This window comes from Amycolatopsis balhimycina FH 1894 (genome assembly GCF_000384295.1).
Classification (GTDB): Bacteria; Actinomycetota; Actinomycetes; order Mycobacteriales; family Pseudonocardiaceae; genus Amycolatopsis; species Amycolatopsis balhimycina.
The window spans coordinates 5,826,283-5,850,573 of record NZ_KB913037.1 but is presented as its reverse complement, the minus strand read 5'-3'; the positions used below and the strand labels follow the sequence as shown (position 1 = coordinate 5,850,573).

19 protein-coding genes are annotated in these 24,291 nt (G+C 70.6%); 4 read left to right on the top strand and 15 right to left on the bottom strand.

Translation table 11 applies throughout. The annotated features are described in order from the left end of the window. From A3CE_RS0126545 to A3CE_RS53625, 3 genes are all read left to right on the top strand, one after another. Window positions 1-1,317 (top strand): glutamate-1-semialdehyde 2,1-aminomutase, encoded by a 1,317-nt coding sequence (locus tag A3CE_RS0126545; RefSeq protein WP_020643146.1) that lies wholly within the window; start codon window positions 1-3, stop codon window positions 1,315-1,317. 93 nt (window positions 1,318-1,410) lie between these two features. Beyond that, window positions 1,411-2,892, top strand: a complete 1,482-nt coding sequence (locus A3CE_RS0126540; RefSeq protein ID WP_026468883.1) for a right-handed parallel beta-helix repeat-containing protein — start codon at window positions 1,411-1,413, stop codon at window positions 2,890-2,892. A 165-nt stretch (window positions 2,893-3,057) separates the two neighbouring features. Further along, window positions 3,058-3,672 carry an HAD family hydrolase gene (locus A3CE_RS53625; protein WP_169524019.1) on the top strand — a complete coding sequence of 205 codons (615 nt, stop codon included), beginning with the start codon at window positions 3,058-3,060 and terminating at the stop codon, window positions 3,670-3,672. Here the strand turns inward: A3CE_RS53625 and A3CE_RS0126530 are convergent. From A3CE_RS0126530 to ddaH, 15 genes are all read right to left on the bottom strand, one after another. Beyond that, window positions 3,659-4,273, bottom strand: coding sequence for a maleylpyruvate isomerase family mycothiol-dependent enzyme (locus A3CE_RS0126530; protein ID WP_020643143.1), 615 nt, complete (start codon window positions 4,271-4,273; stop codon window positions 3,659-3,661). The genes A3CE_RS53625 and A3CE_RS0126530 overlap by 14 nt on opposite strands. 103 nt (window positions 4,274-4,376) lie before the next feature. Continuing rightward, complete coding sequence (locus A3CE_RS0126525; RefSeq protein WP_020643142.1) at window positions 4,377-5,024, bottom strand: phosphatase PAP2 family protein; 648 nt, start codon at window positions 5,022-5,024, stop codon at window positions 4,377-4,379. After that, window positions 5,021-6,196, bottom strand: a complete 1,176-nt coding sequence (locus A3CE_RS0126520; RefSeq protein ID WP_020643141.1) for a glycosyltransferase family 4 protein — start codon at window positions 6,194-6,196, stop codon at window positions 5,021-5,023. Before A3CE_RS0126520 ends, A3CE_RS0126525 begins: the two co-directional genes overlap by 4 nt. After that, the gene (locus A3CE_RS0126515; RefSeq protein WP_020643140.1) at window positions 6,193-7,464 is read right to left on the bottom strand and encodes a membrane protein; all 1,272 of its coding nucleotides are present in this window, start codon (window positions 7,462-7,464) and stop codon (window positions 6,193-6,195) included. Before A3CE_RS0126515 ends, A3CE_RS0126520 begins: the two co-directional genes overlap by 4 nt. A gap of 1 nt (window position 7,465) precedes the next feature. Continuing rightward, window positions 7,466-8,992 carry a right-handed parallel beta-helix repeat-containing protein gene (locus A3CE_RS0126510; RefSeq protein WP_020643139.1) on the bottom strand — a complete coding sequence of 509 codons (1,527 nt, stop codon included), beginning with the start codon at window positions 8,990-8,992 and terminating at the stop codon, window positions 7,466-7,468. A 9-nt stretch (window positions 8,993-9,001) separates the two neighbouring features. Further along, the gene (locus A3CE_RS0126505) at window positions 9,002-11,074 is read right to left on the bottom strand and encodes a heparinase II/III family protein (RefSeq protein WP_063714213.1); all 2,073 of its coding nucleotides are present in this window, start codon (window positions 11,072-11,074) and stop codon (window positions 9,002-9,004) included. Next, window positions 11,071-13,248, bottom strand: coding sequence for a bi-domain-containing oxidoreductase (locus A3CE_RS0126500; RefSeq protein ID WP_020643137.1), 2,178 nt, complete (start codon window positions 13,246-13,248; stop codon window positions 11,071-11,073). Before A3CE_RS0126500 ends, A3CE_RS0126505 begins: the two co-directional genes overlap by 4 nt. Continuing rightward, window positions 13,245-15,149: an asparagine synthase (glutamine-hydrolyzing) gene (asnB, locus tag A3CE_RS0126495; protein ID WP_020643136.1), complete on the bottom strand. Its 1,905-nt coding sequence runs from the start codon at window positions 15,147-15,149 to the stop codon at window positions 13,245-13,247. The genes A3CE_RS0126500 and asnB overlap by 4 nt, the downstream gene beginning before the upstream one ends. 104 nt (window positions 15,150-15,253) lie before the next feature. Next, on the bottom strand, window positions 15,254-17,080 hold the full coding sequence (locus tag A3CE_RS51685) for a Wzz/FepE/Etk N-terminal domain-containing protein (protein ID WP_020643135.1): 1,827 nt from the start codon (window positions 17,078-17,080) through the stop codon (window positions 15,254-15,256). Then, window positions 17,077-18,432 (bottom strand): GumC domain-containing protein, encoded by a 1,356-nt coding sequence (locus A3CE_RS0126485; protein WP_020643134.1) that lies wholly within the window; start codon window positions 18,430-18,432, stop codon window positions 17,077-17,079. Before A3CE_RS0126485 ends, A3CE_RS51685 begins: the two co-directional genes overlap by 4 nt. Before the next feature lie 109 nt (window positions 18,433-18,541). Next, the gene (locus A3CE_RS0126480; protein ID WP_026468880.1) at window positions 18,542-19,723 is read right to left on the bottom strand and encodes a glycosyltransferase family 4 protein; all 1,182 of its coding nucleotides are present in this window, start codon (window positions 19,721-19,723) and stop codon (window positions 18,542-18,544) included. Next, window positions 19,713-21,029, bottom strand: a complete 1,317-nt coding sequence (locus A3CE_RS0126475; protein WP_020643132.1) for a nucleotide sugar dehydrogenase — start codon at window positions 21,027-21,029, stop codon at window positions 19,713-19,715. The genes A3CE_RS0126480 and A3CE_RS0126475 overlap by 11 nt, the downstream gene beginning before the upstream one ends. Window positions 21,030-21,240: 211 nt before the next feature. Further along, window positions 21,241-21,924, bottom strand: a complete 684-nt coding sequence (locus tag A3CE_RS0126470; protein WP_020643131.1) for a glycoside hydrolase family 75 protein — start codon at window positions 21,922-21,924, stop codon at window positions 21,241-21,243. Between the two features lie 233 nt (window positions 21,925-22,157). Continuing rightward, window positions 22,158-22,817, bottom strand: a complete 660-nt coding sequence (locus A3CE_RS0126465) for a polysaccharide deacetylase family protein (RefSeq protein ID WP_020643130.1) — start codon at window positions 22,815-22,817, stop codon at window positions 22,158-22,160. 81 nt (window positions 22,818-22,898) lie between these two features. Next, window positions 22,899-23,726, bottom strand: coding sequence for a dimethylargininase (ddaH, locus tag A3CE_RS0126460; RefSeq protein WP_026468879.1), 828 nt, complete (start codon window positions 23,724-23,726; stop codon window positions 22,899-22,901). An 83-nt stretch (window positions 23,727-23,809) separates the two neighbouring features. On the opposite strand from ddaH, the gene A3CE_RS0126455 reads away from it, so the two are divergent. Beyond that, window positions 23,810-24,256, top strand: a complete 447-nt coding sequence (locus tag A3CE_RS0126455; protein ID WP_026468878.1) for an Lrp/AsnC family transcriptional regulator — start codon at window positions 23,810-23,812, stop codon at window positions 24,254-24,256. The last annotated feature ends 35 nt before the right edge of the window (window positions 24,257-24,291 follow it).

Sequence of the window (24,291 nt, the reverse complement as noted above, 5' to 3'; positions counted from 1 at the left end):
ATGGGAACGAACCTGCCGCGCTCCACGCAGGCGGACGAGCGGCTGCACCGGGTCATCCCCGGCGGCGCGCACACCTACGCCAAGGGCTCGGACCAGTATCCCGAAGGGATGGCGCCGGTCATCTCCCACGGCCTCGGGGGCCACGTGTGGGATGTCGACGGCAACGAGTACATCGAGTACGGCGCGGGGCTGAGAGCGGTCAGCCTCGGCCACGCCCACCCGCGGATCCTCGACGCCGTCCGGCGGGAGATCGAAAAGGGCGGCAACTTCATCCGCCCGTCGATCATCGAGGCCGAGGCCGCCGAGCGGTTCCTCGAGAACGTGCCGACGGCCGACATGGTGAAGTTCACCAAGAACGGCTCGGACGCGACGACGGCCGCGGTCCGGCTGGCCCGCGCCGCCACCGGCCGCCGGCTCGTCGCCAAGTGCGCCGACCACGCCTTCTTCTCCACCGACGACTGGTTCATCGGCACCACGCCGATGAGCGCGGGCATCCCGGACGAGACGACGGAAGCGGTCGTGTCCTTCCCGTACGGCGACCTGCAGGCCGCGGAGGAGCTGCTGCAGCGCCACGAGGGCGAGATCGCGTGCATGATCCTGGAGGCGGCCGCGGCGGTGGAACCGCCACCGGGGTACCTGCAGGGCCTGCGCGAGCTCACCACCCGCCACGGCGTCGTCCTGATCTTCGACGAAATGATCACCGGTTTCCGCTGGTCCGCCCACGGCGCCCAGGGCCTCTACGGGGTCACGCCCGACCTCTCGACGTTCGGCAAGGCACTCGGCAACGGCTTCGCCGTCTCCGCGCTCGCCGGCAAGCGGGAGCTGATGGAGATCGGCGGCCTGCGCACCGATCGCGAGCGGGTCTTCCTGCTCTCGACGACCCACGGCGCCGAGACCCACTCCCTGGCCGCCGCGATGGCGGTCATGGACGTCTACCGCGAAGAGGACGTCATCGGCCGCATGCACGCTCTCGGCGATCGGCTCGCCGCCGGCGTCCGCGAGGTGGCAGCCGGGATCGGCGTCGAAGACCACGTGGTCGTCCGCGGCCGGGCCAGCAACCTCGTCTTCGGCACGCTCGACGAGCACGGCAAGCCGTCGCAGCCGTACCGGACGCTGTTCCTGCGCGAGCTGGTCGGCGGCGGCGTGCTCGGACCGTCCTTCGTGGTCAGTGCCGCCCTCACCGAGACGGACATCGACAAGACCATCGACGTCGTCGCCCAGGCCTGCACGGTGTACCGGAAAGCGCTCGACGCCCAGGACCCGGCGCCCTGGATGGGCGGGCGCCCGGTGCAGCCCGTGTTCCGCAAGTACGCCTGATTCCCGCACGAGCGGGCCCGATTCACCCCATGGGTCCGATGAGGACACTTGAGGGTGACTGTTTTCCGGCCCGTTCGTGCGTAACTTCCTGCCATGGGCAGATCTCGCGCGGTTCTCGTCGGTGCTTGCTCGCTTCTGATCGCCGTGGCGTGCCCGGCGACCGCGGGTGCCGCCGACGGGCCCGCCCCCGTGTGCGGCCACCAGCCCGCGGAGTACGAAGACCCGCCGTCCGGAGCCGTCGCGGTCGATCCGGGCGTCGACGGCGACCTCGCGGCCAAGACGGCGGCGCAGCCGCCCGGGACGACGTTCTGGCTCCGGCCGGGCACCCACACGCTCGGAAACGACGAGTTCGGCCAGGTCGTCCCGAAGGACGGCGACGTGTACCTCGGCGCACCGGGCGCGGTCGTCGACGGCCGTGGCGTCAACCGAGCGGCCTTCACCCAGCAAGCGCGCGACGTCCGTATCCGGGGCCTCACCATCCGCGGGTTCGCCGCTCTGCAGGACCAGGGCGTGGTCAACCACGACTCCGGGGACGGCTGGCTCATCGAGAACACCACCATCGAGGACAACGCCGGCGCGGGACTGATGGCCGGCGCGGGCCAGGTCGTGCGGCACAGCTGCCTGCGCGACAACGGCCAGTACGGCCTCAACGCCTACCAGGCCGGCGACGGCATCACCGGGCTCGTGCTGGAGGGCAACGAGATCACCGGCAACAACACCGGCGACTGGGAAGCCAAGGTGCCGGGCTGCGGGTGCAGCGGCGGAGCCAAGTTCTGGGCCGTGAACGGGGCCGACATCCGCGGCAACCGGGTCCACGGCAACCACGGCGCCGGCCTGTGGGCCGACACGAACAACAACGACTTCCTCGTCGAGGACAACCTGTTCGAGGCCAACGACGCCGAGGCGCTCTTCTACGAAACCAGCTACAACCTCGTGCTGCGCGGCAACACCTTCCGCGGCAACACCCTGGTGCAGGGCCGCGCGTTCGCTTCGCGAGACGACAACTTCCCGGTGGCGACGGTGTACCTGTCGGAATCGGGCGGCGAACCGCGCGTGCCGGCGCGGACGTCGGCCGTCGACATCACCGGCAACACCTTCGAGGACAACTGGGCCGGGATCACGTTGTGGGAGAACGCCGACCGCTTCTGCACCAGCCCGGCGAACACGTCTTCGGGCTACTGCACCAAAGTCACTTCGCAGTCTTCGTGCGCGGCGGGCACGATCGCGCAGCGCCCGGCGTACGACGACTGCCGCTGGAAGACGCAGCGGGTGGAGATTCACGGGAACACCTTCCGGTTCGATCCTGGACGGGTGGGCTGCACGAGCCTGTGCGGGCGGATGGCGCTGCTGTCGAACTACGGGACCTTCCCGGATTGGTCCCCGTACAAGGGAACCGCGGTCGAGGAGGCGATCACCTTCCGCCAGGGCAACCGGTGGCACGGCAACTCCTACGCCGGGCCGTGGACCTTCGTCGCGCATGACACCTCCAAGACGGTCGACGCTGCGGGCTGGCGGGCGGAGCCCTACTCGCAGGACGAGTGCTCTTCGTTCGACGGCGGGGTCGCCGGCTGCTGATCAGGAGCTTGCCGAGGGGGTCCGACACTTTTCACCGCCGCCCGTCTCGCCGGCCGGAGTTTTCCTTGGGACACAAGGAAAAGTCGCGAACGGAGAATTCCGGACACTCCGGGTTCACCCTTTTCAGCGATGGCGTTCGCACGGGTGTTCGGTACCGTCGGAGACATGTCCCTCGTTCCCGCTACCCTCCACCGCGACGCGATCGACGTCGTCGTGTTCGACGCCATGGGCGTCCTGTACTCGAGCGCCGACGACGTCGGCGAGCTGCTCGTCCCGTACCTCCGCAGTCACGGCTGCGTGGTGCACCGCGACGAGATCGCCCAGCTGTACGAGGAATGCAGCCTCGGCAAGATGTCGTCGGCGGACTTCTGGACGACCGCCGGCGCTTCCGGGGCCTCGGACGAGGAGTACTGCCGCGCCCATCGCCTCACCGAGGGTGTGGTCGCCCTGCTCGCCGAACTCGACGCGACCGGAGTGCGGCTCGCCTGCCTGAGCAACGAGGTCAGCGAGTGGTCCAAGCTGCTGCGCGAGCGCTTCGGGCTCGGCGAGTACCTCACCGACTGGTTCATCAGCGGGGACATCGGCGTGCGCAAGCCCGACCCCGAGGCGTTCACCACGCTGTGCCGGCGGCTCGAGGTCATCCCCGAACGGATCCTGCTCGTCGACGACCGGGAGCAGAACGTCGCCGCGGCTCGCGGCGCCGGTCTTCAGGCGTTGTGGTTCGGCGCCCCACACATGTCCACAATGGACCAGCTGCGGAAGGAGCTCAGACCGTGGTGAAGCGTGCGCTCGGCTCCCCCCGAAGACGGCCGGCGGGCAGCCGCCGGTTGCCCAGGACGAGCAGGAGATCCTGGGCCGCCCCGGTGATCGGCGTGCCGGTGCCGTACGACCAGTCGAGGTCGTCGGCGCGCAGGGCGACGCCGGTCAGGTCGGTGCCGAAGTACTTGATCTGCTTCGGCTTCATCGCCGCGAAGATCACCTCCAGACGCTCCAAGGGCACCCGGCGGTCCAGCTTCAAGGCGGTCGTGATGTCCAGACCGTGGATCACGTCGTGGCTCAGGGCGCCCTCCGCGCCGCCGCCCGGCGGCCGCCACAGGTGGTCGGCGTTGTCACGCAGCGAGGCGACCAGCGCCTCGCGGGAAAGCTCAGCCGCTTCGCGGCGGGCCACCCGGTCGGCCATGGCGTTGAAGCGGCCACCGGACCTCAGCAGCTCCCGCACGAACCGGCCGGTCGAGAACCGGAAGGGCATCGTCATGTGGGCGACCACCTCGGGCACGCGCCAGCCGGCGCACAAGGTGGGCGTCGCCCAGGCGGACGGCGGCAGCTCGTCGAGCAGTGCGGCCAGCTCCCGCCGTTCGGCGGCGATCAGGTCCTGGATCATCGGGGTCTCCTTCGCACGTCGGTCACCCCACCGACGAGCGCGAACCGGCGAGACCGACAGGCTTCCCGCGCGGATCCGGAGCCGAGAACCCGGCCACCGGAGATCAGAGCCGGTCGGCGACCCGATCCACCAGCCACGCGGTCGCGGGGACGACAGCCAGGGCGGCGCAGAAACCGCCGAGGGCATCCGTCGGGTAGTGCGCACCGAGGCCCACCTCGGCCCAGCCCATGGCCACCCCGGCGACCAGCGCCAGCCCGAGAACGAGCGCCACCGCGGCCGCGCGGCCGAGCCCCAGCCGGTCGGTCAGCAGCAGGGCGATGACCAGCGCGAGCGCCGTCGCCAAAGCCGTGTGCCCGCTTGGGTAGGACAGGAACTCGCCGTGGATGGTGCGGCCGACGATCGGCTTGAGCACGGTCGTCACCGCGACCGTGACCACGACACCGAGCACGGTCAGCACGGCCGTCCGGAGGCGGTGGACGAGAAAGCAGACCGCCGCGATCAGGCCGACCAGGATCACCGACCCCACCGGTTCACCGCCGAAGTCGAAGACCAGGGCGAGGTACCGCCACGGCGGCTCGACACCGTCGATCGACGGGAGGAGCGCCGCGTCGATGCCGGTGAGGCCGGAGTCGTGGAAGTGCAGGATGCCGAGGGCGACGAGCACCGCCGTCGCCAGCGCGCCCGACATCACCAGCGGGGCACGCAGCGCGGCCGGCAGGGCAGCGGGTGCCGTCCGGACGAGCTGCCTCACCCGTGCGCCTCGATCGCAGCCTCGTACCCGGCGACCAGCCGGTCCAGCCCGACCGCGGGGGTGAAGTCCTTCTCGTACCGGACGCGGGCCGCGTCGCCCATCTCGCGGTTGCGGTCGCCGACCACCGCACGCAGGCGGTCCGCGAGCGAGGCAGCGTCGTTCGGCACGTGCAGAAGGCCGGTGGCCCCGTCGTCGACGAGCTCGGGGAAGGCGCCATGCGCCGCCGCGACCGTCGGGACGCCGGCGGCCATCGCCTCGACGACCACCAGGCCGAACGCCTCCAGCCACGTCGACGGCGCGACCACCGCGACCGCGTCGGCGGTCAGGGCACGGCATTCCGCTTTGTTCCGGAGGCCGACATACGAGACGTCGGAGCGTCCGGTCGCCCAGGTCGCGACCTCGTCCTGCATCGGGCCGGTGCCGGCGATGACCAGCGGCACGCCCAGGGCGCCGCCGAGGCGGTCCCAGGCCCGCATGAGCAGGCCGACCCCCTTCTCCTCGGTGATCCGGCCGAGGAACAGCACGTGCGACCCGTTGCCGGTGCGGCGAACACCCGGGTCGGTGACGAAGTTGTGCTTCACCGCCATCCGCTTGCCGGGCATCCCGGCCGACACGAGGAGGTCACGTTGGGCCGCCGAAATGCAGAAGAACCGCGAAACGCCCGTCCACCACCGGCGCCGGTTCGCGACCATGCTCGCCGCCATCGGCACCGTGGCCGCGCTCGAACCGCGGTAGCAGCCATGCTTCACCGCGGGCAGCGGTGAGCCGCCGACGCACTCGGTGCAGATGCGGCCGTCGCGGTGGAGCGTGCCGGGCGGGCAGACCATCGTGTAGTTGTGCAGCGTCGCGACCGCGGGCACCCCCACGTCCGCGCATGCGGCGACCACCGACGGCGACAGCAGCGGGAACGTGTTGTGGATGTGCACGACGTCCGGGCGCGACGCCCGCAACCGGGCGGCGAGCTCCTTCCGCACCGCCGGGTTCCACGGCACCATCAGCGGCACCGCGGCCTTGCGGGGCAACGGCATCGCCGCGATGTCGTCGCTGCGGCGTTCGAACAGCGACACCTTGTGGCCGCCCTCGGCGAGCAGCGTCACCTCGGCGTCGACGACGTTGTTCTCCCCGCTCGGCTGCTCGGACCGGTACCGGTTGTGGACCACGAGAACCTTCACGCGCCCGCACCTCGCACGCCTGCCCCCTTCGCCGGGATGAATGCTTGTTCGTCGGACTGCGGCACCCCGCGGACCAGCAGCGACGCGGCCACCGCCAGGTGGAGGAGGTACGGCGACGCGTCGCCGAGACCAGCCTCGGTGTAGGAGGCCGAAACGGTGTAGGTGATCAGGAAGATCGCACACGCCCTCGCCAGCGAAGGAGGCCGCAGCACCGCGACGACGATGAGCGTCAGCAGGAACGCGGCGACCAGCCCGATCCCGACGAACCCCTGCTCGTGGTAGATCGCGAGCCAGCTGTTGTCGATCGGGAGGCCGTCGTAGGACTTGTCCGTCAGCCCGACGCCGAAGATGTACTCCGCGGTCGACCGCGGGGCTTCGAGCAGCGCGTCCCACACCTTCGCGCGGCCGGTCAGGCTGGAGAAGTTGTCCGCACTCTGCCCACGGAGGAACCACGTCTGCAGCGCACCCGCGAGTACCACCCCGGTGACCCCGCCGACTCCGACCGTCCACGCGAACACCTTCCGCGCGCGGGCGCTGGTCAGCAGCATCGACAGGAAGGCCACCGCGAGGCCGGCGATCAGGCCGAGCGTTGCCGTACGGGTGTGCGTGAGCATCAGCAGCGCCATCACCGGCACGACGATGATCAGCGCGCTGCGCCACGTCGTGCGGCGCCCGAACCAGAGGAGGAGCGTGAGCCCGGAGATGACGGCCGCGTACTGGCCGATCTGCGGCGGGGTGAGCGGCCAGATCGCGCCCGAGAGCCGGCCGCCGTAGATGTCCGGCATCGCGTTGCCCGGTGAGATCACCAGGCCGATCGCCACGGACGCGAGCACGACCGCGTACGTGCGGATGTGGTAGCGGACGAAGCTGAAACCACCGTCCCACCAGCGGGTCAGCAGCCAGAGCGTGGAGACGAACACGGTGAGCCGGAAGCACCGGAACAACGCGCCGGCGCCCTCCTGGAGGTCGGCGCTGGCCAAGATGCTCGAGAACAACAGCAACGTGAGCAGAAGGAGGTAGGCGCTCGGCCGGATCCGCAGGTGCTTGTTCAGCACCAGCGCGATCACGAACGCGGTCATCAGCGAGCCCATGGTGACGAGCTGACTGACCGATCGCGGCAGCGGGACAACCGTCTTCGCGCCGGTCGACCCGAGGGTGTTGAGGATCAGCAGCGCCCAGGCCAGGCCCGCCCATTTCGGCGTGAACGACACGGGTTCGGCGGCGGCGTCGCCGCGGATACCCGCCGGCGTTCCGGTGTGCGCGGTCATGTCAGCCCCCGCCCTGCGCGGTGTAGGTGCTCCCGGTGTCCTGCGAGTACGGCGAGCCTTCCCACTCGCCGATCTCGAGGACGCGGTCGGCGGTGTAGCCGATGAACGTCCACGGGCCGGCGTAGCTGTTGTCGTGCCATCGGTTGTCCTGCTTGAACGTGATCGCTTCCTGGACGGCGGCGCCCTTGTACGGCGACCAGTCCGGGTAGGTGCCGAAGTTCGACAGCAGGCCCATCCGGCCGCACGAGGCCTGACAGCCGACGACCGCCGGGTCGAGGACGAACTTGTTGTCGTGGATGTCGACGTTCTGGGTCTTCCAGCGGCAGTCGGCCAGCAGCGGGCCGGTCGTGATCGTCGGGGCCGCGCACTGCTTCACCTTGGGGACCAGCCGGGTGCAGTCGCCGGAGGAGGTGTTGGCCGGGCTGTTGCAGAACCGGTCGGCGTTCTCCCACAGCGTGATCCCGGACCAGTTGTTCTCCAGGTAGTTGCGGGAGATGTCGATCTTCGCGGTGCGGGCCTTGACGCGCGGCTCGCCGCCGGACTCGGAGATGTAGATCGCCGAGGTCGGGAAGTTGTCGCCCTTGTCGGCGTACCTGCGGCCGTCGACCCAGTTGTTCTTGCGGATGGTGTTGTCGCGGATGATCGCGTTGTAGCTGATTTCGTAGATCAGCGCGGCGCTGTCGTTGTTCTCGATGAGGTTGCCCTCGATGAGGAAGTCGTTGTTGTTCGTGTCGGCCCACAGCCCGGTGCCGTGGTTGTCGTGCACCCAGTTGCCGCGCACGTCGGCGCCGTCGACCTGCCAGAACTTGATGCCGCCGCTGCAGCCGCAGCCGTCGATCTTCGCTTCCCAGTCGCCGGTGTTGTTGCCGGCGATCTCGTTGCCCTCCACGACCAGCGCGGTGAGCGGGGTGCCGCCGGAGTAGGCGTTCATCCCGTACTGACCGTTGCGGCGCAGGCAGTTGCCGCGGATCTGCTGGCGCGCGCCCGCCATCAGCCCGGCACCGTCGTTGTCCTGGATGGTCGAGTGCTCGATCACCCAGCCGTCGCCGGAGTCGTGGTTGACGACGCCCTCGTCGTGGGGCGCGACGAAGCCCTGCACGGTCACGTAGGTGATCTTCACGTTGGCCGCGTGGCCGGTGAACGCGTACTGGTTGATCTTGCGGCCGTCGACGATCGCGCCCGGGGCGCCGATGTAGACGTCGCCGTCCTTCGGCGACACCTGGTCGTACTTGTCGCCGCCGAGGATGTGCTTGCCCGCCTTGAGCCAGAAGGTCGTGCCCGGCCCGGCCGAGCGCGACTTCGCCGCCAGGTCGCCCGGGACGGCCGGGTCGACGACGACCGCACCCGCCGGTGCGGCCGTCGGGCCGGCCGGCTCCTTGTCGCACACCGCGGCGACCGACCCGCTGGGGGCCGCGGTGGCCTGCGCCGGGCCGCTGTCGGTGTCCGGGCTGCCCGAGCACGCCGCGACCGTGAGCAGGACACCGAGCAGCGGAGCGGCACGGCGGAGTCGGAAGCGGCGGGCTGTCACGGGCGGGTCCTAACTGAAGCGGAGCAGGGTGGTGAGGTGTCCGGGAGTCCCGGAGCCGACAAGCGTGGTCGAGGGTTCCTTTCGGCCGAAGCCCGCGGAGTACCAGCCGAGCGGCGGGTCGGTTTCGCCGCGATGCGCGGTCCATGACAACTCGGGCGGCAGTTCCATGACGGCGGTGCGCACCGCTCCCCCGGCGGCGGCGAGGGAACCGGACACGCGGCCGACGAGAGGATCGGACGCACCGGTGGAGACAGCCTCTGGCACGGCAGCGCCGACCGCACCCAGCACAGCATCACCGAGACCACCGGCAGCGGAAGCGGCCGTGCCGGGTGGGGCCGGCCAGCTGAGCCGCGCCGTGGTGCCGTCGAGCGTGACCGTGACCGCGGGGCCCAGGTGGAACGCCAGGCGGCCCTCCGAGCCGCCCTCGCCGACGACCTCGTCGATGATCTTCAGCTCGTCGCCGTCGAGTTCCACTGTGCGGCGGTGGGCGGCCGGTGCGTAGCCGTCGTGGGCTGCCGTCCAGCGAGATATTCCGTCGGCCGGCGTCTCGACCGTCAGCACCTTGGTCACCGCGTGGCGGGTCCACAGGAACGGGCCGCCGGACACCGACTGGTCGCGGCCGCCCAGTTCCAGCGTGTTGTGGCCGAGCGTCGAGCGGAAGTACGACCGCCACTGCGGCTCGCCGTGGTAGCAGAAGGTGCCCGGGTCGGCCAGGACGTCCACGCCGTCGTGGCGGACCTCCACCGACAGCGCGTCCGCGTGGGCGTGCGCGGCGATCGACAGGAAGCCGTGCGGGCCTCCGTCACACCGCGCCCAGATGCGACCCGACCGCAGGATCGTCATGCCCGCGTCGCGCAGGTGTGCGGGGCGCTGACCGGGACGAGCACCCGAAGCACGCGGAGTCCGAGACACCAGCGAGGTCAGCAGCGGCGTGCGGACGTCGTCGCCCGGGACCGGTGGCCACCAGGCCGGCCGGCCGAACAGGGCCTCGCCGGTGGCCAGCAACGACGCCCAGCGGCCGGTTTCGACCCCGTCGACGATCAGGCCGAAGCCGTCGTCGGCGTCGCCTTGGCGGGGCGGGTGGAGCCGGTTGTCCACAATGGACGCGAGGGCGTCGGTCATCCGGAGCAGGATGTCCCAGGTGGTGTCCGGCACCGGCGCACCCGCGGCGTCCGCCTCCACCGCGGCGGCCAGGCCCAGCTCCAGCACCAGGCCGTGGTACTCCGACGCCAGTTCCGCGTTCAGCCCCGACGGGAACGTGTTGCGGCCGAGCTGGACGTCCAGCGAGCGCATCGCCGAAGCCCGCCAGTCCGCCGACTCCGGGAACCAGCCGAACGCGCACGCCGCGGCCAGCAGGCCGGCGTCCTCGGCGATGACGTGGTTGTTCGCCGACGAGCCGTGGCTGCGCAGCGTCGCGAGCCAGTTCTGGTGGTGCCACAGCTGGAGCTGGAAGTCCGGGTTGTCCTCGAAAAGGTCTCCGACGCCGTCCCAGCCTTCCAGCAGGCGGCGCGTCCAGACCCACGACAGCAGCCGGATGCCCAGCTCGATCCCGCTGACCCAGTGCGGACCTCGCAACGGCGGATTCGCAGCCCACCACGACCGCAGGTGCGAGGCCACCCGCGCGGCGTACGCCGGCGTACCGGTCAGGGCGTACGCCGCGGCCAGCACCGTCAGGTGCTGGTGCCGCGACGGTTCCCAGATCTGCTTGATGTCGCCGACCGTGTCCTCCGACCGGTACGGCACATCGAACGCGTACAACTCGGCAGGCGCGCGACGGCCCGTCTTCGGGTCGAGGAACCAGTCCGGTGACGCCATGTCCGAGCGCACGACGCCGAAGTACTCGGCGCGGCCGGCCATCAGCTCGTCGGCCGTCGCCAGCAGCCGCGAAGCCGCCTCGCCGGACACCTTGCCCACCACCCCGGCAGGCAGCACGGCCGTGAAACGCGGGTGCGCGGGCCAAAGAGGCGGCGTGGGCGGCGCGGTCCGCCACCGCCGCTGGACGACGGCGTGCCGCGCGCGGCCGACGACCTCCGCCGGCCCCATCCGGGACAGCCGGCGCAGGTACCAGCCGGGGCCCATCATGCCGGGGCACCCGCCTTCCGGGGCAGCTCGATCCGGACCGGCGCCGCGTTCGCGACGCTGGTCTGCGCGGCCAGCGTCGCCAGCGTCGTCGCGGCCAGGGACGCGATCGAGATCGGCATCGGGCCGCCCGTCCGCACCGCCGACAGGAAGGCGTCGACCTCGGCGGCCTGGCCCTTGTCGCGGCCCTTCGGGATGCGCGAGCTGGCCCACTTCTTCCGGGAGTACACCGACGCGCGGACGAAGTCGTCGAACTTCAGCACCTTGCCGTCGGCGGTGAGGTCGAGGGTCTCCTTCGGGAAGCCGGACGAGCCGGTCTCCGCGTACGTGATGACCGCCGTCGAACCGTCCGGGTAGCCCAGGGTCACCTGGACGTCCCCGGTGGCGTACACCGAGACCGGGTCGGCGTCGAGCAGCCAGCTCACGGTGTCGATGAAGTGGCCGCCCTCACCGGCGAAGCGGGAGCCCTCGCTGTCGGTCTGGTTGTACCAGCTGCCGTGGTCGAGGCGGCCGGCGTTGACCAGGTACCGCACGGTCGCCGGGCCGACGCGGGGGCCGAACTGGTCGCGGGCCTCGTGCAGCAGCGGCGCGAAGCGGCGGTTGAAGCCGACCTGCAGGCGGTCGTTTCCGGACTCCTCGATCGCGTCGAGGACCTTCTGCAACTCGGGGGCCGACAGCGCCAGCGGCTTCTCGACGAACACCGTCTTGCCCGCGAGCAGGGCCTGCCGGGTCAGCTCGGCGTGCGAGCTGTGCCGCGTCACGACGAACACCGCGTCGATCGAAGAGTCCCCGAGGACGTTGTCGATGTCGGTCGACGCCGAAGCGAAGCCGAACTTGCGCCGGGCGTTGGCGCCGGACAGCGCCGACGTGGTGGCGACGTGCTCGAGCTGGACATCGTCGCGCTCGACCAGGTGCGGCAGCAGCATCGACGACGCGTAGTTCCCCGCCCCGATGAAGCCCAGGCGCACGGGCTGTCCAGCCGGCAAAGCGGCAGCGGAAGACGAGACCAGCCCGACACGCGCGGACGTCACGACCGGCTCCGTCCGAGCGACCGCGTCGGGGTAGCGGAACAGCACCGCCACCGCCTTGAGGGCCCCCTCGTTCAGCGACTGGTACGTCTCGACCGCCGAAGAGAAGTCCGAGACGTACGTGATCAGCGGCTCGACGTCGAGGCGGTCGCGCGCGATCAGGTCGAGGACGCACTCCAGGTTGCGGCGCTCGGTCCAGCGGACCTGGCCGATCGGGTAGTCGCGGCCTTCGAGCTCGTACGACGGGTCGTAGCGGCCCGGCCCGTAGGAGCGCGAGAACCGGACGTCCAGTTCCTTCTCGTAGTAGGCGTTCCACGGCAGGTCGAGCTTGCACTTGCCGATGTCGATCACGCGGCCGCGGTCGCGCGACAGCTTCGCGGCCAGCTCCACCGGGTCGTTCGTGTTGCCGCCGGCGGCGAGGTAGGTCTGGTCGACGCCCGCGCCGTGCGTCAGCTCGTCCACCGCCGTGTCGACGATGCCGGACGCCGGGTGCGCGCAGGTCAGCGCGCCGAGGCTCTCGGCGAGCTTGCAGCGCTCCGGGTCGGGGTCGACGCCGACGACGCGCACACCGGACGACGTCAGCAGCTGCACCACCAGCTGGCCGATCAGCCCGAGGCCGATGACCAGGGCGACTTCGCCGATCTGCGGCTCGCCGCGGCGGACGCCCTGCATCGCGATCGACCCGACGGTGCCGAACGCGGCGTGTCGCGGGTCGACGCCGGCGGGCACGCGCGAGTAGAGGTTCTTGGGCACCCAGTTCAGCTCGGAGTGCAGTGCGTGCTCGTTGCCCGCGCAGGCGACGAGGTCGCCGACCGCGACGTCGGTGATGCCGTCGCCGACCTGCTCGACGATGCCACACAGCGAGTAGCCGAGCGGGGTGTAGGAGTCCAGTTTGGACGTCACCTTGCGGTAGGTCGCCGAAAGGCCGTTGGTGGCGACGCTCTGCATCACCTTCGCCACCTGGTCGGGCCGGGCCTTGGCCTTGCCCACCAGCGACATGCTGGCCTCGGACACCTTCATCATCTCGGTGCCGGTGGAGATCAACGAGTACACCGTGCGCACCAGGACGCCGCCGGGCTTGCAAGCCGGCTCCGGTACCTCCAGCAGTGCCAGTTCACCGCTCTTGTAGTTCTGGACGACCTGCTTCACTTCGCTCCCGCCATCGCGTTCCGGTACCAATATTCAAGAGTCAGGACGTGCCAGAGGTGCTTGCCGCGGTCCTGCTGGCCGGCGGCGTCCTCGGCGACCATGCGCTGCAGTGCCTCGCGCTGCAGGAAACCGGACGAAACGAGCACGCCTTCGTTGACGACTTCGCGCACCAGGGGCGCCAGGTCACGGCTCATCCAGGCCCGCAGCGGCGCGCTGAACAGGCCCTTCGGCCGGTGCACGATCTCGCTCGGCAGGATGTTCAGTGCCGCGTTCTTCAGCGCGACCTTGCCGGCGCGGCCGACGATCTTCTTGTTCCCCGGGATCTTGAACGCCGCGCGCACGACCTCGACGTCGACGAACGGCGTGCGGACCTCGGTCGACGCCGCCATCGTCGAGCGGTCGGTGTAGGTCAGGTTCAGCCCCGGCAGGAACAGCCGCGAGTCGGCCAGGCACATGCGGTTGACGAAGTCGTCGAGCGCCTGGTCGTTGTAGGTGTCCGCATGCTCGGTCAGGACGGAGTCGACGTCCGCCGTGAAGTCCGGGTTGACCAGGTCGAGCAGCTCAGTGCGGTCGTACATCGTGTAGCTGCGCCGGAACGCCGTCTCCTCGGGCAGGCCCGCGAAGGACAGGAACCGCTTGGCGAACCGCACCGACCGGTAGCCGCGCTTGGCCGACGCCACCGGCAGTCTGTCCACAACGGACTCGACCGGACGCCGGATCGCGCTCGGCACCTTGTGGTAGCGCAGCGCGATCAGGTTCGCGAGGTGCTTGCGGTAGCCGGCGAACAGCTCGTCGGCGCCCATCCCGGAGAGCATCACCTTCACGCCGGCCTCGCGCGCGGCCGAGCAGATCAGGAACGAGTTGATCGCCGCCGGGTCGCCGATCGGCTCGTCGAGGTGGTAGGTCATCTTCGGCAGCAGGTCGAGCACCTGCGGCGCGATCTCGATCTCGTGCAGGTCGACGCCGAACTGCTGCGCCACGATCCGGGCGTACTTGAGGTCGTCCGGCATCGCCTCGAACTTCGCGTCCTCGGCCCGGAACCCGATGGTGTAGGCCGAAATCCCCGGCTGCGAACGCGCGGCCAGTGCCGTCAGGTAGCTGGAGTCCAGCCCACCGGAGAGGAACGTCGCGACCGGGACGTCCGAAAGCAGGTGCTTGGCCGTCGACTCGGCGATCACCTCGTGGAGGTCGACCTCGCCGTCGAAGGCCGCGCCTTCCTCGGCGACCTCCCGCAGCGACCAGAACCGGCCGCGGTCGACCTGGCCGTCCGGGCGGCAGCGCAGCCACGTACCCGGCTGCAGCTTCTCCGCGCCCTGGTAGGCGCACCGGCTGTCCGGCACCCAGTAGTAGAGCAGCGACGCGATCAGCGCGGCGTTGTCGACCTGCAGCGACCCGCCGAGCTCACCGGCGAGCGCCTTGAGCTCGGAAGCGAAGGCGACCCCGCCGTTTCGCTGCACGAAGAACAGCGGCTTGATGCCCAGCTGGTCGCGGACCAGGAACAGCTCGCCGGTGCCCTCCTCGAACAGCGCGAAGGCGAACATCCCGCGCAGCTTCGGCAGGCAGTCCGTGCCCCAGCGCCGCCACGCCTGCAGCAGCACCTCGGTGTCGGAGGTGCCGCGGAAGCGCACGCCGGCCGCGGAAAGCTCGGCCCGCAGCTCGGGCGCGTTGTACAGCTCGCCGTTGTAGCTCAGCGCGAGCCCGTCGAGGACCATCGGCTGGGCACCGGTCTCGGACAGGTCGATGATCGAGAGCCTTCGATGGCCCAGGTGGACGTCACCGGGGCCGGCGCGGTGCTCGTAGCGGCCGGAGCCGTCCGGACCGCGGTGGGCCAGCGTTTTGGTCAACCGGTCGGTGAGCGGCCCGCCGTCCGGCCAGAGGTAGGTGCCTGCGATGCCGCACATCTCGGGTGCGTTCCCCTTCGGTTGTGGCGCGGGTCAGGAGACTTACGCGCTCTTTTCGGGGGTCCGGGTGGCGGAGCCCCCGGCCTGGGGCGAAGCCCCGGTTGTCACGCGCTCTTTTCGGGGGCTTGGGTGGCGGAGCCCCCGGCCTGGGGCGAAGCCCCGGTTGTCACAGTGCTCTTTTCTGGCTCGAGTTCGGCGTTCAGTTCGCCTTTGTGCGTCGGCTCGGCGTGGTCGCGCTTGAACGGCACCGGCCGCTTCGGCGGCTTGACCGGGGCGAATTTCTTCGTCGGCGCGTTCAGGTGGTCGGGGATGCCGACCGTGCCGGGCGGCGGCAGCGGCGCGGTCGGCGGTCTGGGGGTGGCGAGCGCGGGCGGGATCACCGGCCGGACCGGGGTGAACCGCCGCGTCGGCGGCTCCGCCACGGCGACGCGCTCGGCGATGCGGGCCACCAGCTCGTCCATCCGGTCCTCGTGCGGGGCCGGGGCGGCCTGCACGGCGGGCGCCTGCTTGGCCCGGCCGCGCAACGCCGTGTGCAGGCCGTCCCACAGCGTGCCGTCGGACTTGTCCCGCGGGTCCGGGTCGACCAGGACGATGCCGATGACCGGGATGCTCTGGTCGGCGAGCTGCCGGGCGACCGTGTGCAGCCACAGCGTGTTCGCGTGCCCGGCCTTGACGACCAGCACGGTTTCCGAGCCGAGGTGTTCCAGGTCGGTCCACGCCGTGCCCGGGGAAACCGTGCCGACGCCGACGCGGTGTTCATCGGGTTCGGGCCCGGGGTCGCCGGCGCCGATCACGACGACCTCGCTGTGCGTCTCGGCCGCGAGCTTGCGGACGTCCTCGCGGGGCAGGTCGTCGACGACGCTCGCGCGGCCGTCCGCGGCCAGTCCCCCGGCGACGTCGAGGGCGAGCGCGGCGGCGACCTTCGGCGCCCCGAGCTCCAGCAGCGACACCCCGAGCGAGTCCTTCTTGATCGCCCGGACCAGCGTCGTCGCGACGCGCTCGCGTTCGGACACCACCCGCGAGCGCCGCCACACCCTGGCCAGGCCCCGGCGCTTCGACGGCAGCTGCGCGATCACGGACGCGCCGAGGTGGGTGGAGATTTCGCGGCGCAGCACCGGCCGGTCGCGCGACACCGCGCCGATGGCGACCAGCGCGATCCCGAGGGCCAGGCCGAGGGCGAACCCGATGCCGGCGTCGGTCGCGGTGGTCTTGAGGAACGCCTTCGGCAGGAGCCGGGCCGCGTCGACGACCTGCGTGCCCGCGGCGACCTGCGGGCTGCCGATGCCGGCCTGCTGGGCGCGCGCGTCGAAGTCGGAGATCTGCGAGGCGAGCGCGGCGCGGCGGCCGTAGAGGCCTTCGAGGGTGCTGGCGTTCGCGTTGCGGCCCTTGGCGGTCTCGTCAGCGATCTCCTGGTCGACCTTGGCCAGCTCGTCCTGGGCGTTCTTGCGCTGGTCGAGGATGGCTTTGGACTGCGCGGCCGCGGCGGCCTGGCTGCGCTGCACGTGGTCGGCGATGAACGTCTCGGCCAGCGCCTTGGCCTGCGCGACGGCGTCGGCGCCGTTCTTGGCCTTGACGGTGATCTGCAGGACGTTGTTCGTCAGGCCGAGCCCCGCGTAGTTCTTCATGAACTCTTCGGGCGCCTGCGTGCTGCCCAGCTTCTTCAGCGCGCCTTCGGCGATCTGGGTCGTCTGCAGCACCGCGACGTCGGTGCGCATCAGCGTGCCGCTGTCGGTCGGCGAGTCTTCCTGGTGGACCACGATCACCTTGGTGACCGCGGTCGGCGGCGCGGGCAGCAGGACCGCGACGGCCGCGCCCGCGATCAGCCCGAGCAGCGCGGTGGCCAGCCAGAAGCGCTTGCGACGGCGGATCGTGACGAACAGCCGCTGGAGGTCGAAAAGAGGGGCCGCCGGAGTTTCCGAAGGAGTCGTCACGCCGAACCTGCCAGGGCTTTCTCGGGGGCTTCCGCCGCGGGTTCGGTGACCGGCGCGGCCGGCCGGACGGGGTGGGTGAGAACGGCGCCGACGATCTCCTGGCCCGCGTCGGAGCAGGCTTCGGCGAGCCGGACGAGCTGCCACGCGGTGCGGGTGCCGGTGCCGAGGACCACCAGGACCCCGGAGTCCGGTCCGGCGTCCGGCACGGTCGGCCGCTCGGCCGAGAACTCGAAGACCCGCAGCGGCAGGGACATCCGGTCGGCCAGCTCGGCGAGCTGGGCGGCAGCCAGGCGGCCCGTCTCGTCGTCGTCGGCCACCAGCAGCAGGATGTCGGCGGGGCCGGTGGCCAGCCGGGCCAGCACCCGGCGGTAGCGGATGTCGCGGTTGACCTCGTCGGCCGAGGTCGCGACCGGCGGCAGCACCCACGGCCGGTCACCGCCGAGCAGCCGCCGCACCTTGCCCGTGAAGCCGGTCGCCGGGAGGCGGTCGCCCTGCGTGGTCGTGACGTCGACGCCGGCGAGGATCGGCGAGCCGAGCGCGGACGCGATCTCCGGCTCACCCCGCAGCCGCCGGTCGGCGCGGGCGGCGAACAGGTGGCCGAACACGCCGGCGAGGAAGAACAGCACCGCGCCGCCGGCGACCAGCTGGACCATCGTCGGGGCGGCCGGCCCGGTCGGGCGCTCGGAGCTGCCCAGCACGACGGTGTTGCCGATGCCGGTCGCGAGGTCCGCCTGGTTGAGGTCGTTGATGGCCTGCTCCAGCGACGTCCGCAGGCCCTCGAGCTGGGTGCGGACCTGGACGCTCTCCACGGTCAGGTCCCCGCCCACGGTCTTGGCGAGGTCGCTGATCTTGTCCGTGGTCAGCTTGACCTGGTTGCGCAGCGACTCGCGCTGCTCCTGGGCCAGCTGCGCCGACGCGTCCGCGGAGTTGCTGGCCAGCTGCCCGGAGTACTTGACGAACTGCTGCGCGACCTGGTCGGCGAGCTGCTGGGCGTGCTCGGCGGTGTCGGCGGAGACGGTGAGCGTCACGACGTTGCCGTTCGTCACCGACGCGGTGATCTTCTTCTGCAGATCGGCGCCGGTCGGGTGCCACGGCAGGACGGCGGCCGCGCGGTCGAGGACGACCGAGCTGGTCGCGACCTGGGCCTGGGTGAGCAGTTCGTCGGCCTGGCGCGGTCCCTGGAGGAGCACGCTCGAGGTCGTCTTGTAGCCGGGCGAAAGCAGGATCGACGCCACCGCGCCGACCGCCGCACCCAGGACGGCGAGGGCGGCCAGCAGCCGCCATCGTCGTCGCAGGACCTGCCCGACCAGGGCCAGGCGCACCGTGTCGTCAGTCAACGGCGGGGTCTCCATTCCTGAGCCGGGTACGCCGAACGGGTTCAGTTGATCGGCCGGTTACCGGAACCGTCGCCGGACCGGGAGCATTGGTTACACGTCCGGAAACTTCTTGACCGAACGGCGATCAGGACTTCACTGCGTGCTCATATGCGGCGAGCAGGGCCTTCGCCGAGTTCTCCCAGGAGAGCGCACCCGCCACCCTGGCCTGGCCGAGTTTACCCATCCGGGCCCGTTCCTCGGGGTCGTCGAGCAGCTGCGCGACGAGCTTCGCGAACGCCGACTCGTCGTTCGCCGGGGCGTAGACGGCCGCGTCACCGGCGGAAACCCGGGCCTCGCGCAGCTCGAACGAGACGATCGGCTTGCTCATCGCCATGTACTCCATGACCTTGTTCATCGTGGAGACGTCGTTGAGCGGGTTCAGCGGGTCCGGCGACAGGCAGACGTCGGCGGTGGACAGGTAGCGGACCAGGTCCTCGTCCGAGATCCGGCCGGTGAACTCGACCTGGTTGGCGAGCCCGAGCTTCGCCGAGAGCGCCACCATGTCGTCGAAGGCGTCGCCGGAGCCGACGAACACCGCGTGCCAGTCGGTGCGGCCGACCTCGTCACGCAGCTTCTCGAGCGCGCGCAGGGCGTAGTCGACGCCGTCCTGCGGGCCCATCACGCCGAGGTAGGCGAGCAGGTACGGCTTGCCCTTCTTCAGCTCGGGCTCGGCCGGCACCTCGTGGAACCGCTCGACGACCGGGGCGCTGCGCACCACGAAGACGTCCTCGGGCCGCTTGCCGCCGCGGATCCGGGCGACCTGCTTGTAGCTCTCGTTCGTCGAGATCACGACGTCGGCGGCGCGGTAGGTGGCGCGTTCGAGCGCGCAGACCCCGCGGTAGAGGAGGTCCTGCCCGCGGTCGAACCGCGAGAGGTACAGCTCGGGGCACAGGTCGTGCTGGTCGAAGATGAACCGGGCGCCCTGGCGCTTGAGCACCTTCGCGACCAGGTACAGCAGGTCGGGCGGGTTGCAGGCGTGCACGACGTCGACCGGCCCGACCTTCCGGGCCAGCCGCAGCGTGTGCCACAGCGCGCTGCCGTATTCCTGCAAGTAGCCGGCGGGCCCGCCGGTCGCCGCCTTGAGCGGGTACCGGTAAATGTGGACGCCGTCGATCACGGCCTCAGCCTCGGTGTCGCGTTTCGTGCCCTGCGGGCAGATCACGTGGACTTCCCACCCGGCGTCGCGCAGGGTCGTGGACTCCTGCCACACCCGCCGGTCGAAGGGAACGGAGAGGTTTTCGACGAGGATGAGCGCTTTACCAGGCAAGGCCGGCGTATCCCTCTTCAAGGCGACGCTCGGCGGCGTCGGGCAGGCGGACGAGGTCGACGAGCACCCGGTCGCCACCGCGCGGCAGGGCCGCCAGCACGTCCGGGTCCTTGCAGCCGACGATGACGACGTCGGCGTGGTCCATGACTTCTTCGACGGACCCGGCCAGCAGCTGGCCCAGGTGCGGCAACCTGCCCTCGATGAACTCGCGGTTGGCCCCCATCAGCCGCGAGAGGCTGACGTTCGCGTCGTAGATCTTGAGGTCGTAGCCCTTGCCGAGCAGCTTCTCGGCCAGTTCGACCAGCGGCGACTCGCGCAGGTCGTCGGTGCCCGGCTTGAACGACAGCCCGAACAGCCCGACCTTGCGCTTGCCGGTGCGCGCGACCAGGTCGAACGCGCGCTGCAGGTGCTCGTCGTTGGACGCCAGCACGTGCGACAGGATCGGCACCTTCACGTCGGCGCGGTGCGCGGCGTAGACCAGCCCGCGCAGGTCCTTCGGCAGGCAGGAGCCGCCGAACGCGAACCCGGGCTTGAGGTAGGCGGGGCTGATGTTGAGCTTGGTGTCGGCGAGGAAGACGTCGATCACCTGGTGCGAGTCGAGGCCGAGCGCCCGGCAGACCGAGCCGAGCTCGTTGGCGAAGCCGATCTTCAAGCCGTGGAAGGAGTTGTCGGCGTACTTCGTCATCTCCGCGACCGGGATCGGCACGCGGAAGACGGGACCGGGCAGTCCTTCGTACAGCGCCGCCACGGCGTCGCCGCTGGCGGTGTCGATCTCGCCGATCACGGTCTTCGGCGGGTCGAAGAAGTCGCGGACGCTGGTGCCCTCGCGCAGGAACTCGGGGTTCACCGCGACGCCGAAGTCGACGCCGGCCGTGCGGCCCGACGCCTTCTCCAGGATCGGGATCAGCAGGTCGAGGCAGGTGCCGGGCAGCATCGTGCTCCGGAAGACGACGGTGTGCCGCTCGCTCTTCTTCGCGAGGGCTTCGCCGATTTCCTCGGCGACGCGCTCGAGGTAGACCGTGGAGAGGCTGCCGTTCGGCGCCGACGGCGTGCCGACGCAGATCAGCGAGATCTCGCTGTCAGCGACGGCCTCCGCGACGTCCGTCGTGGCTCTCAGCGCCCCGCTCGCGACGACTTCGGCGGTCAGCTCGCCGATCCGCTCCTCGACCACCGGGGCGTTGCCGCCGGTGATGAGGTCGATCTTGACCGGGTTGACGTCCACGCCGACCACCCGGTGCCCTTGCCCCGCCAGGCACGCGGCGGAAACACAGCCGACGTAACCGAGCCCGAAGACACTGATCTTCACGCCAAACCTCCGCTATTCCGCGCGACCCTCTCGTTGGTCGGCGGGCGCCCCTGGATCGTTACCGCCGCGGCGGCGAACGGGGGAATGCGTGAAACGGCCGTGAGGCGCAAGGGTTTCAGGTGAGAATCGCGTCTCGATTTCACCCACGATCCGGCGGCGGACCGTGGAAAAGAACCACGATTCGCCGCCGGATCGTCAGGAGGTCGCGCCTTTAGTTGTTGTTCACGAAGGTGGTGGCGAGGCCCTGCCCCTTGCTCACCGCGTTGGAGTGGTTCTCGATCGGCGAGACCGTCGAGTTCTTGAAGCAGATGTACGTCACGCCGGAGTCGGTGCCGCCGTTGGACGGGTCGGGGTTGATGCCGAGGTCCTTCGCCGTCGCGTAGGAGGCTTCGCCGATGATCTGCGTCGGGCCGGTGTCGCCGATGACCGCGTACTCGACCTTGCCGTTGTAGATCACCGCGCAGGAGCCGCCACCCTTGAGGCCGGACGAGGAGTACTTCCAGATGCTGCTGGAGCTCGGCACGACGATGTAGGGCAGCTTCGCGGCGTTGAGCGGCTTGCCGTCGGACTGGTGGAACGCGGTGTCATTCTGATAGCAGCAGTCGGTGTTCTCGTTGCACTGCGAGGTGCGCTGGCCGTCGCAGTCGATGTCCATGTCGGCTTTCCAGAAGACCGCGCCGTTGGCGTCGCAGACGGCGACCGTCTTGCCCGAGACGTCTTCGTCGGTCTTGTACTTGCCGTTCGAGATCTGCTTGCAGCTGGTGGTCTTCGCGAGCAGCTGGGCGGCGGTCGGGGCGGCCGCCACGGTGGCCGGGGCGGGTGACGCCGAGGCGAGGGCCGACGGCATCACGGCCGCGGTCAGCGCCAGCGTCGCGAGCAGGATCAGTTTCCGCATTCCTGGTGGCTCCCTTAGTTAGGAAACTTTCCTTACAGCGGCGGGGCACCAGGATGCACCCCGGCCGAGCCGGACTCAAGACCCTTTCGTACAGGAATTTCCCATCATCCGGCCGGGCTTGACGAAAACGCTGCTCACCGAACCCGGGCCTGGCCGACCGGTTCGGCCGGTGTCCCGGTCGCCGGAACACTCGGTGCACTTCGGGTGCGGCGGAGTCCTTCGGGCGCGACGGGCTACCGCGCGGCGCGGCGGAACAAGCGGGTCACCCAGTGCGCGGCCCGCCGGGACGCCGGGGCGAGCACGCCGTCGAGCCAGTCGCCGTCGAGGTCGTGCCGCAGCTCGGTGCGCGCCTGCAGCCAGCCGTCGCGGCGCGCGGCCCCGCCGTCGCTCGTGTAGACGCGGGTGGCGCCGGCCTGCCGCAGCCGCGCCAGCACGCGCCGGTCGTAGGCGCCGAACGGCAGCGAATACCGCCGCACCGGCCGCCCGCACAGGTCGCCGAGCAGCTTCGGAGCTTCGGTCAGCTCCCGGCGGGCGTGGCGGTCGTCGAGCCGCCGCCAGTCGCGCGGCTCCCAGCCGTGCGAGCCGACCTCCATCCCGGCGCGCACGAGTGCGCGCAGGCCGTCGCGGTCGAGGTAGCCGCGCTGCCCGAGCCGGCCCGCCAAGGGGAAGAACTCCGCCGCCAGCCCGCGGTCGGCGAGCCGCGGCAGCGCGATCTCGACGTCGGACTCGTTGCCGTCGTCGAAGGTGAGGCGGACGTCCTCGCGATCCACGGCGAAGTCGAGCACGCGCTCGAACTGCGCAACGGTCAGCCAGCGCTCGTCCTCGCCCGGGTCGAGCTGGCGAGCCGGCCGGCCTATCCCGTGCACGGCGAGGATCACCGTCACCGCTCCCACCGCCTGCCACCGCGAGTAGCCGATTTGTTACTTCGATTAATCGCAGCGGCAAACGGGGGAGTTACACGTTTTTGCCGCTACTTAGCCTTTGCGGATTTCGAGCGTGCAGCACTTCGGGCCGCCGCCGGCTTTCCGCAGCTCGGAGATGTCGACGTAGACCGGCTCGTACCCCCGGTCCGCGAGAATTTCACCCAGTCGGGTGGCCTCGACGGGCAGGACGACGTTGCGGCCGTCGGACACGCCGTTGAGGCCGAAGCATTCGGCGTCTTCCTTGGTCGCGAGGACGGCGTCCGGGAACAGCCGCTCCAGGACGCGGCGCGAGCCGGCCGAGAACGCCCCGGGGTAGTAGACGATCTGCGCCCGCGTCGTGTCGGTGGCCTCGGCGAGCACGAACAACGCCGTGTCGAGGTGGTAGTAGCGCGGGTCGACCAGGTGCAGCGAGACGACCGGGACGCCGAGGACCTCCTGGGCCTCGGCGTGCGCGGCCGGGTCGGTGCGGAAGCCGGTGCCGGCGAGCAGCAGGGTGCCGGTCCAGGCGAAGTCGCCCTCGGCCTCGTTGATCTTCTCCGGCATGGTGATGTCGCGGTAGCCGTGCTCGACGAACCAGCGGCGGAAGTGCTCGGCCTCGGCGGTGCGCTGCGGCGCGCGGAACCGCGAGCCGAGCACGCGCCCGTCGACGACGGTGCCGGAGTTGGCGGCGAAGACCATGTCGGGCAGGCCGGGCTGGGCGTCGATCTCCTCGACGGTGTGGCCGAGGCGGCGGTAGGTGTCGCGCAGCTGCGCCCACTGCGCCATCGCGACGTCGGCGCTGACCGGCTGGGTCGGGTCCATCCAGGGGTTGATCACGTAGTCCACCGCGAAGAAGCGCGGCGGGCACATGAGGTATCGACGGGTGGTCGGTACGCGCATCTCCTGCATGATTGCAGGGTAAGTGCTGCCTAAACTCGCAATCAATCGCTGTTCGCTGCGCACATCTGTGCTAAATGTTGCGTGTGAACACCATCGACCAGCGAATCGTTTCATGTCTCGTGGCGAACGCGCGTTCCAGCTACGCGGAGATCGGGAAGGTCGTCGGCCTGTCCGCCCCGGCGGTGAAGCGGCGGGTCGACCGGCTCCTCGAAACGGGCATCCTCCGCGGCTTCACCGCGGTGGTCGACCCCGAGGCGCTGGGCTGGGGCACGGAGGCGTTCGTCGAGGTCACGTGCCAGGGCAACATCACGCCGGCCCGGATCCGCGCGCGGCTGGAACCGCTGCCGGAGGTGGTGGCCGCGTACACGGTCTCGGGCGCGGCGGACGCGATCGTGCATTTGCGGGCTGCGGATATCCACCACCTGGAGACGGCGCTGGAGCGGCTGCGCGGGCTCGAGATCGTGGACCGCACGGTGTCGACGGTGGTGCTCTCCCGGCTGCTCGAACGGCCGCCGACGCCGGAGGAGTGAGCGGGGCACGCCTTTCAGCCATCCCGCAGCCGCGT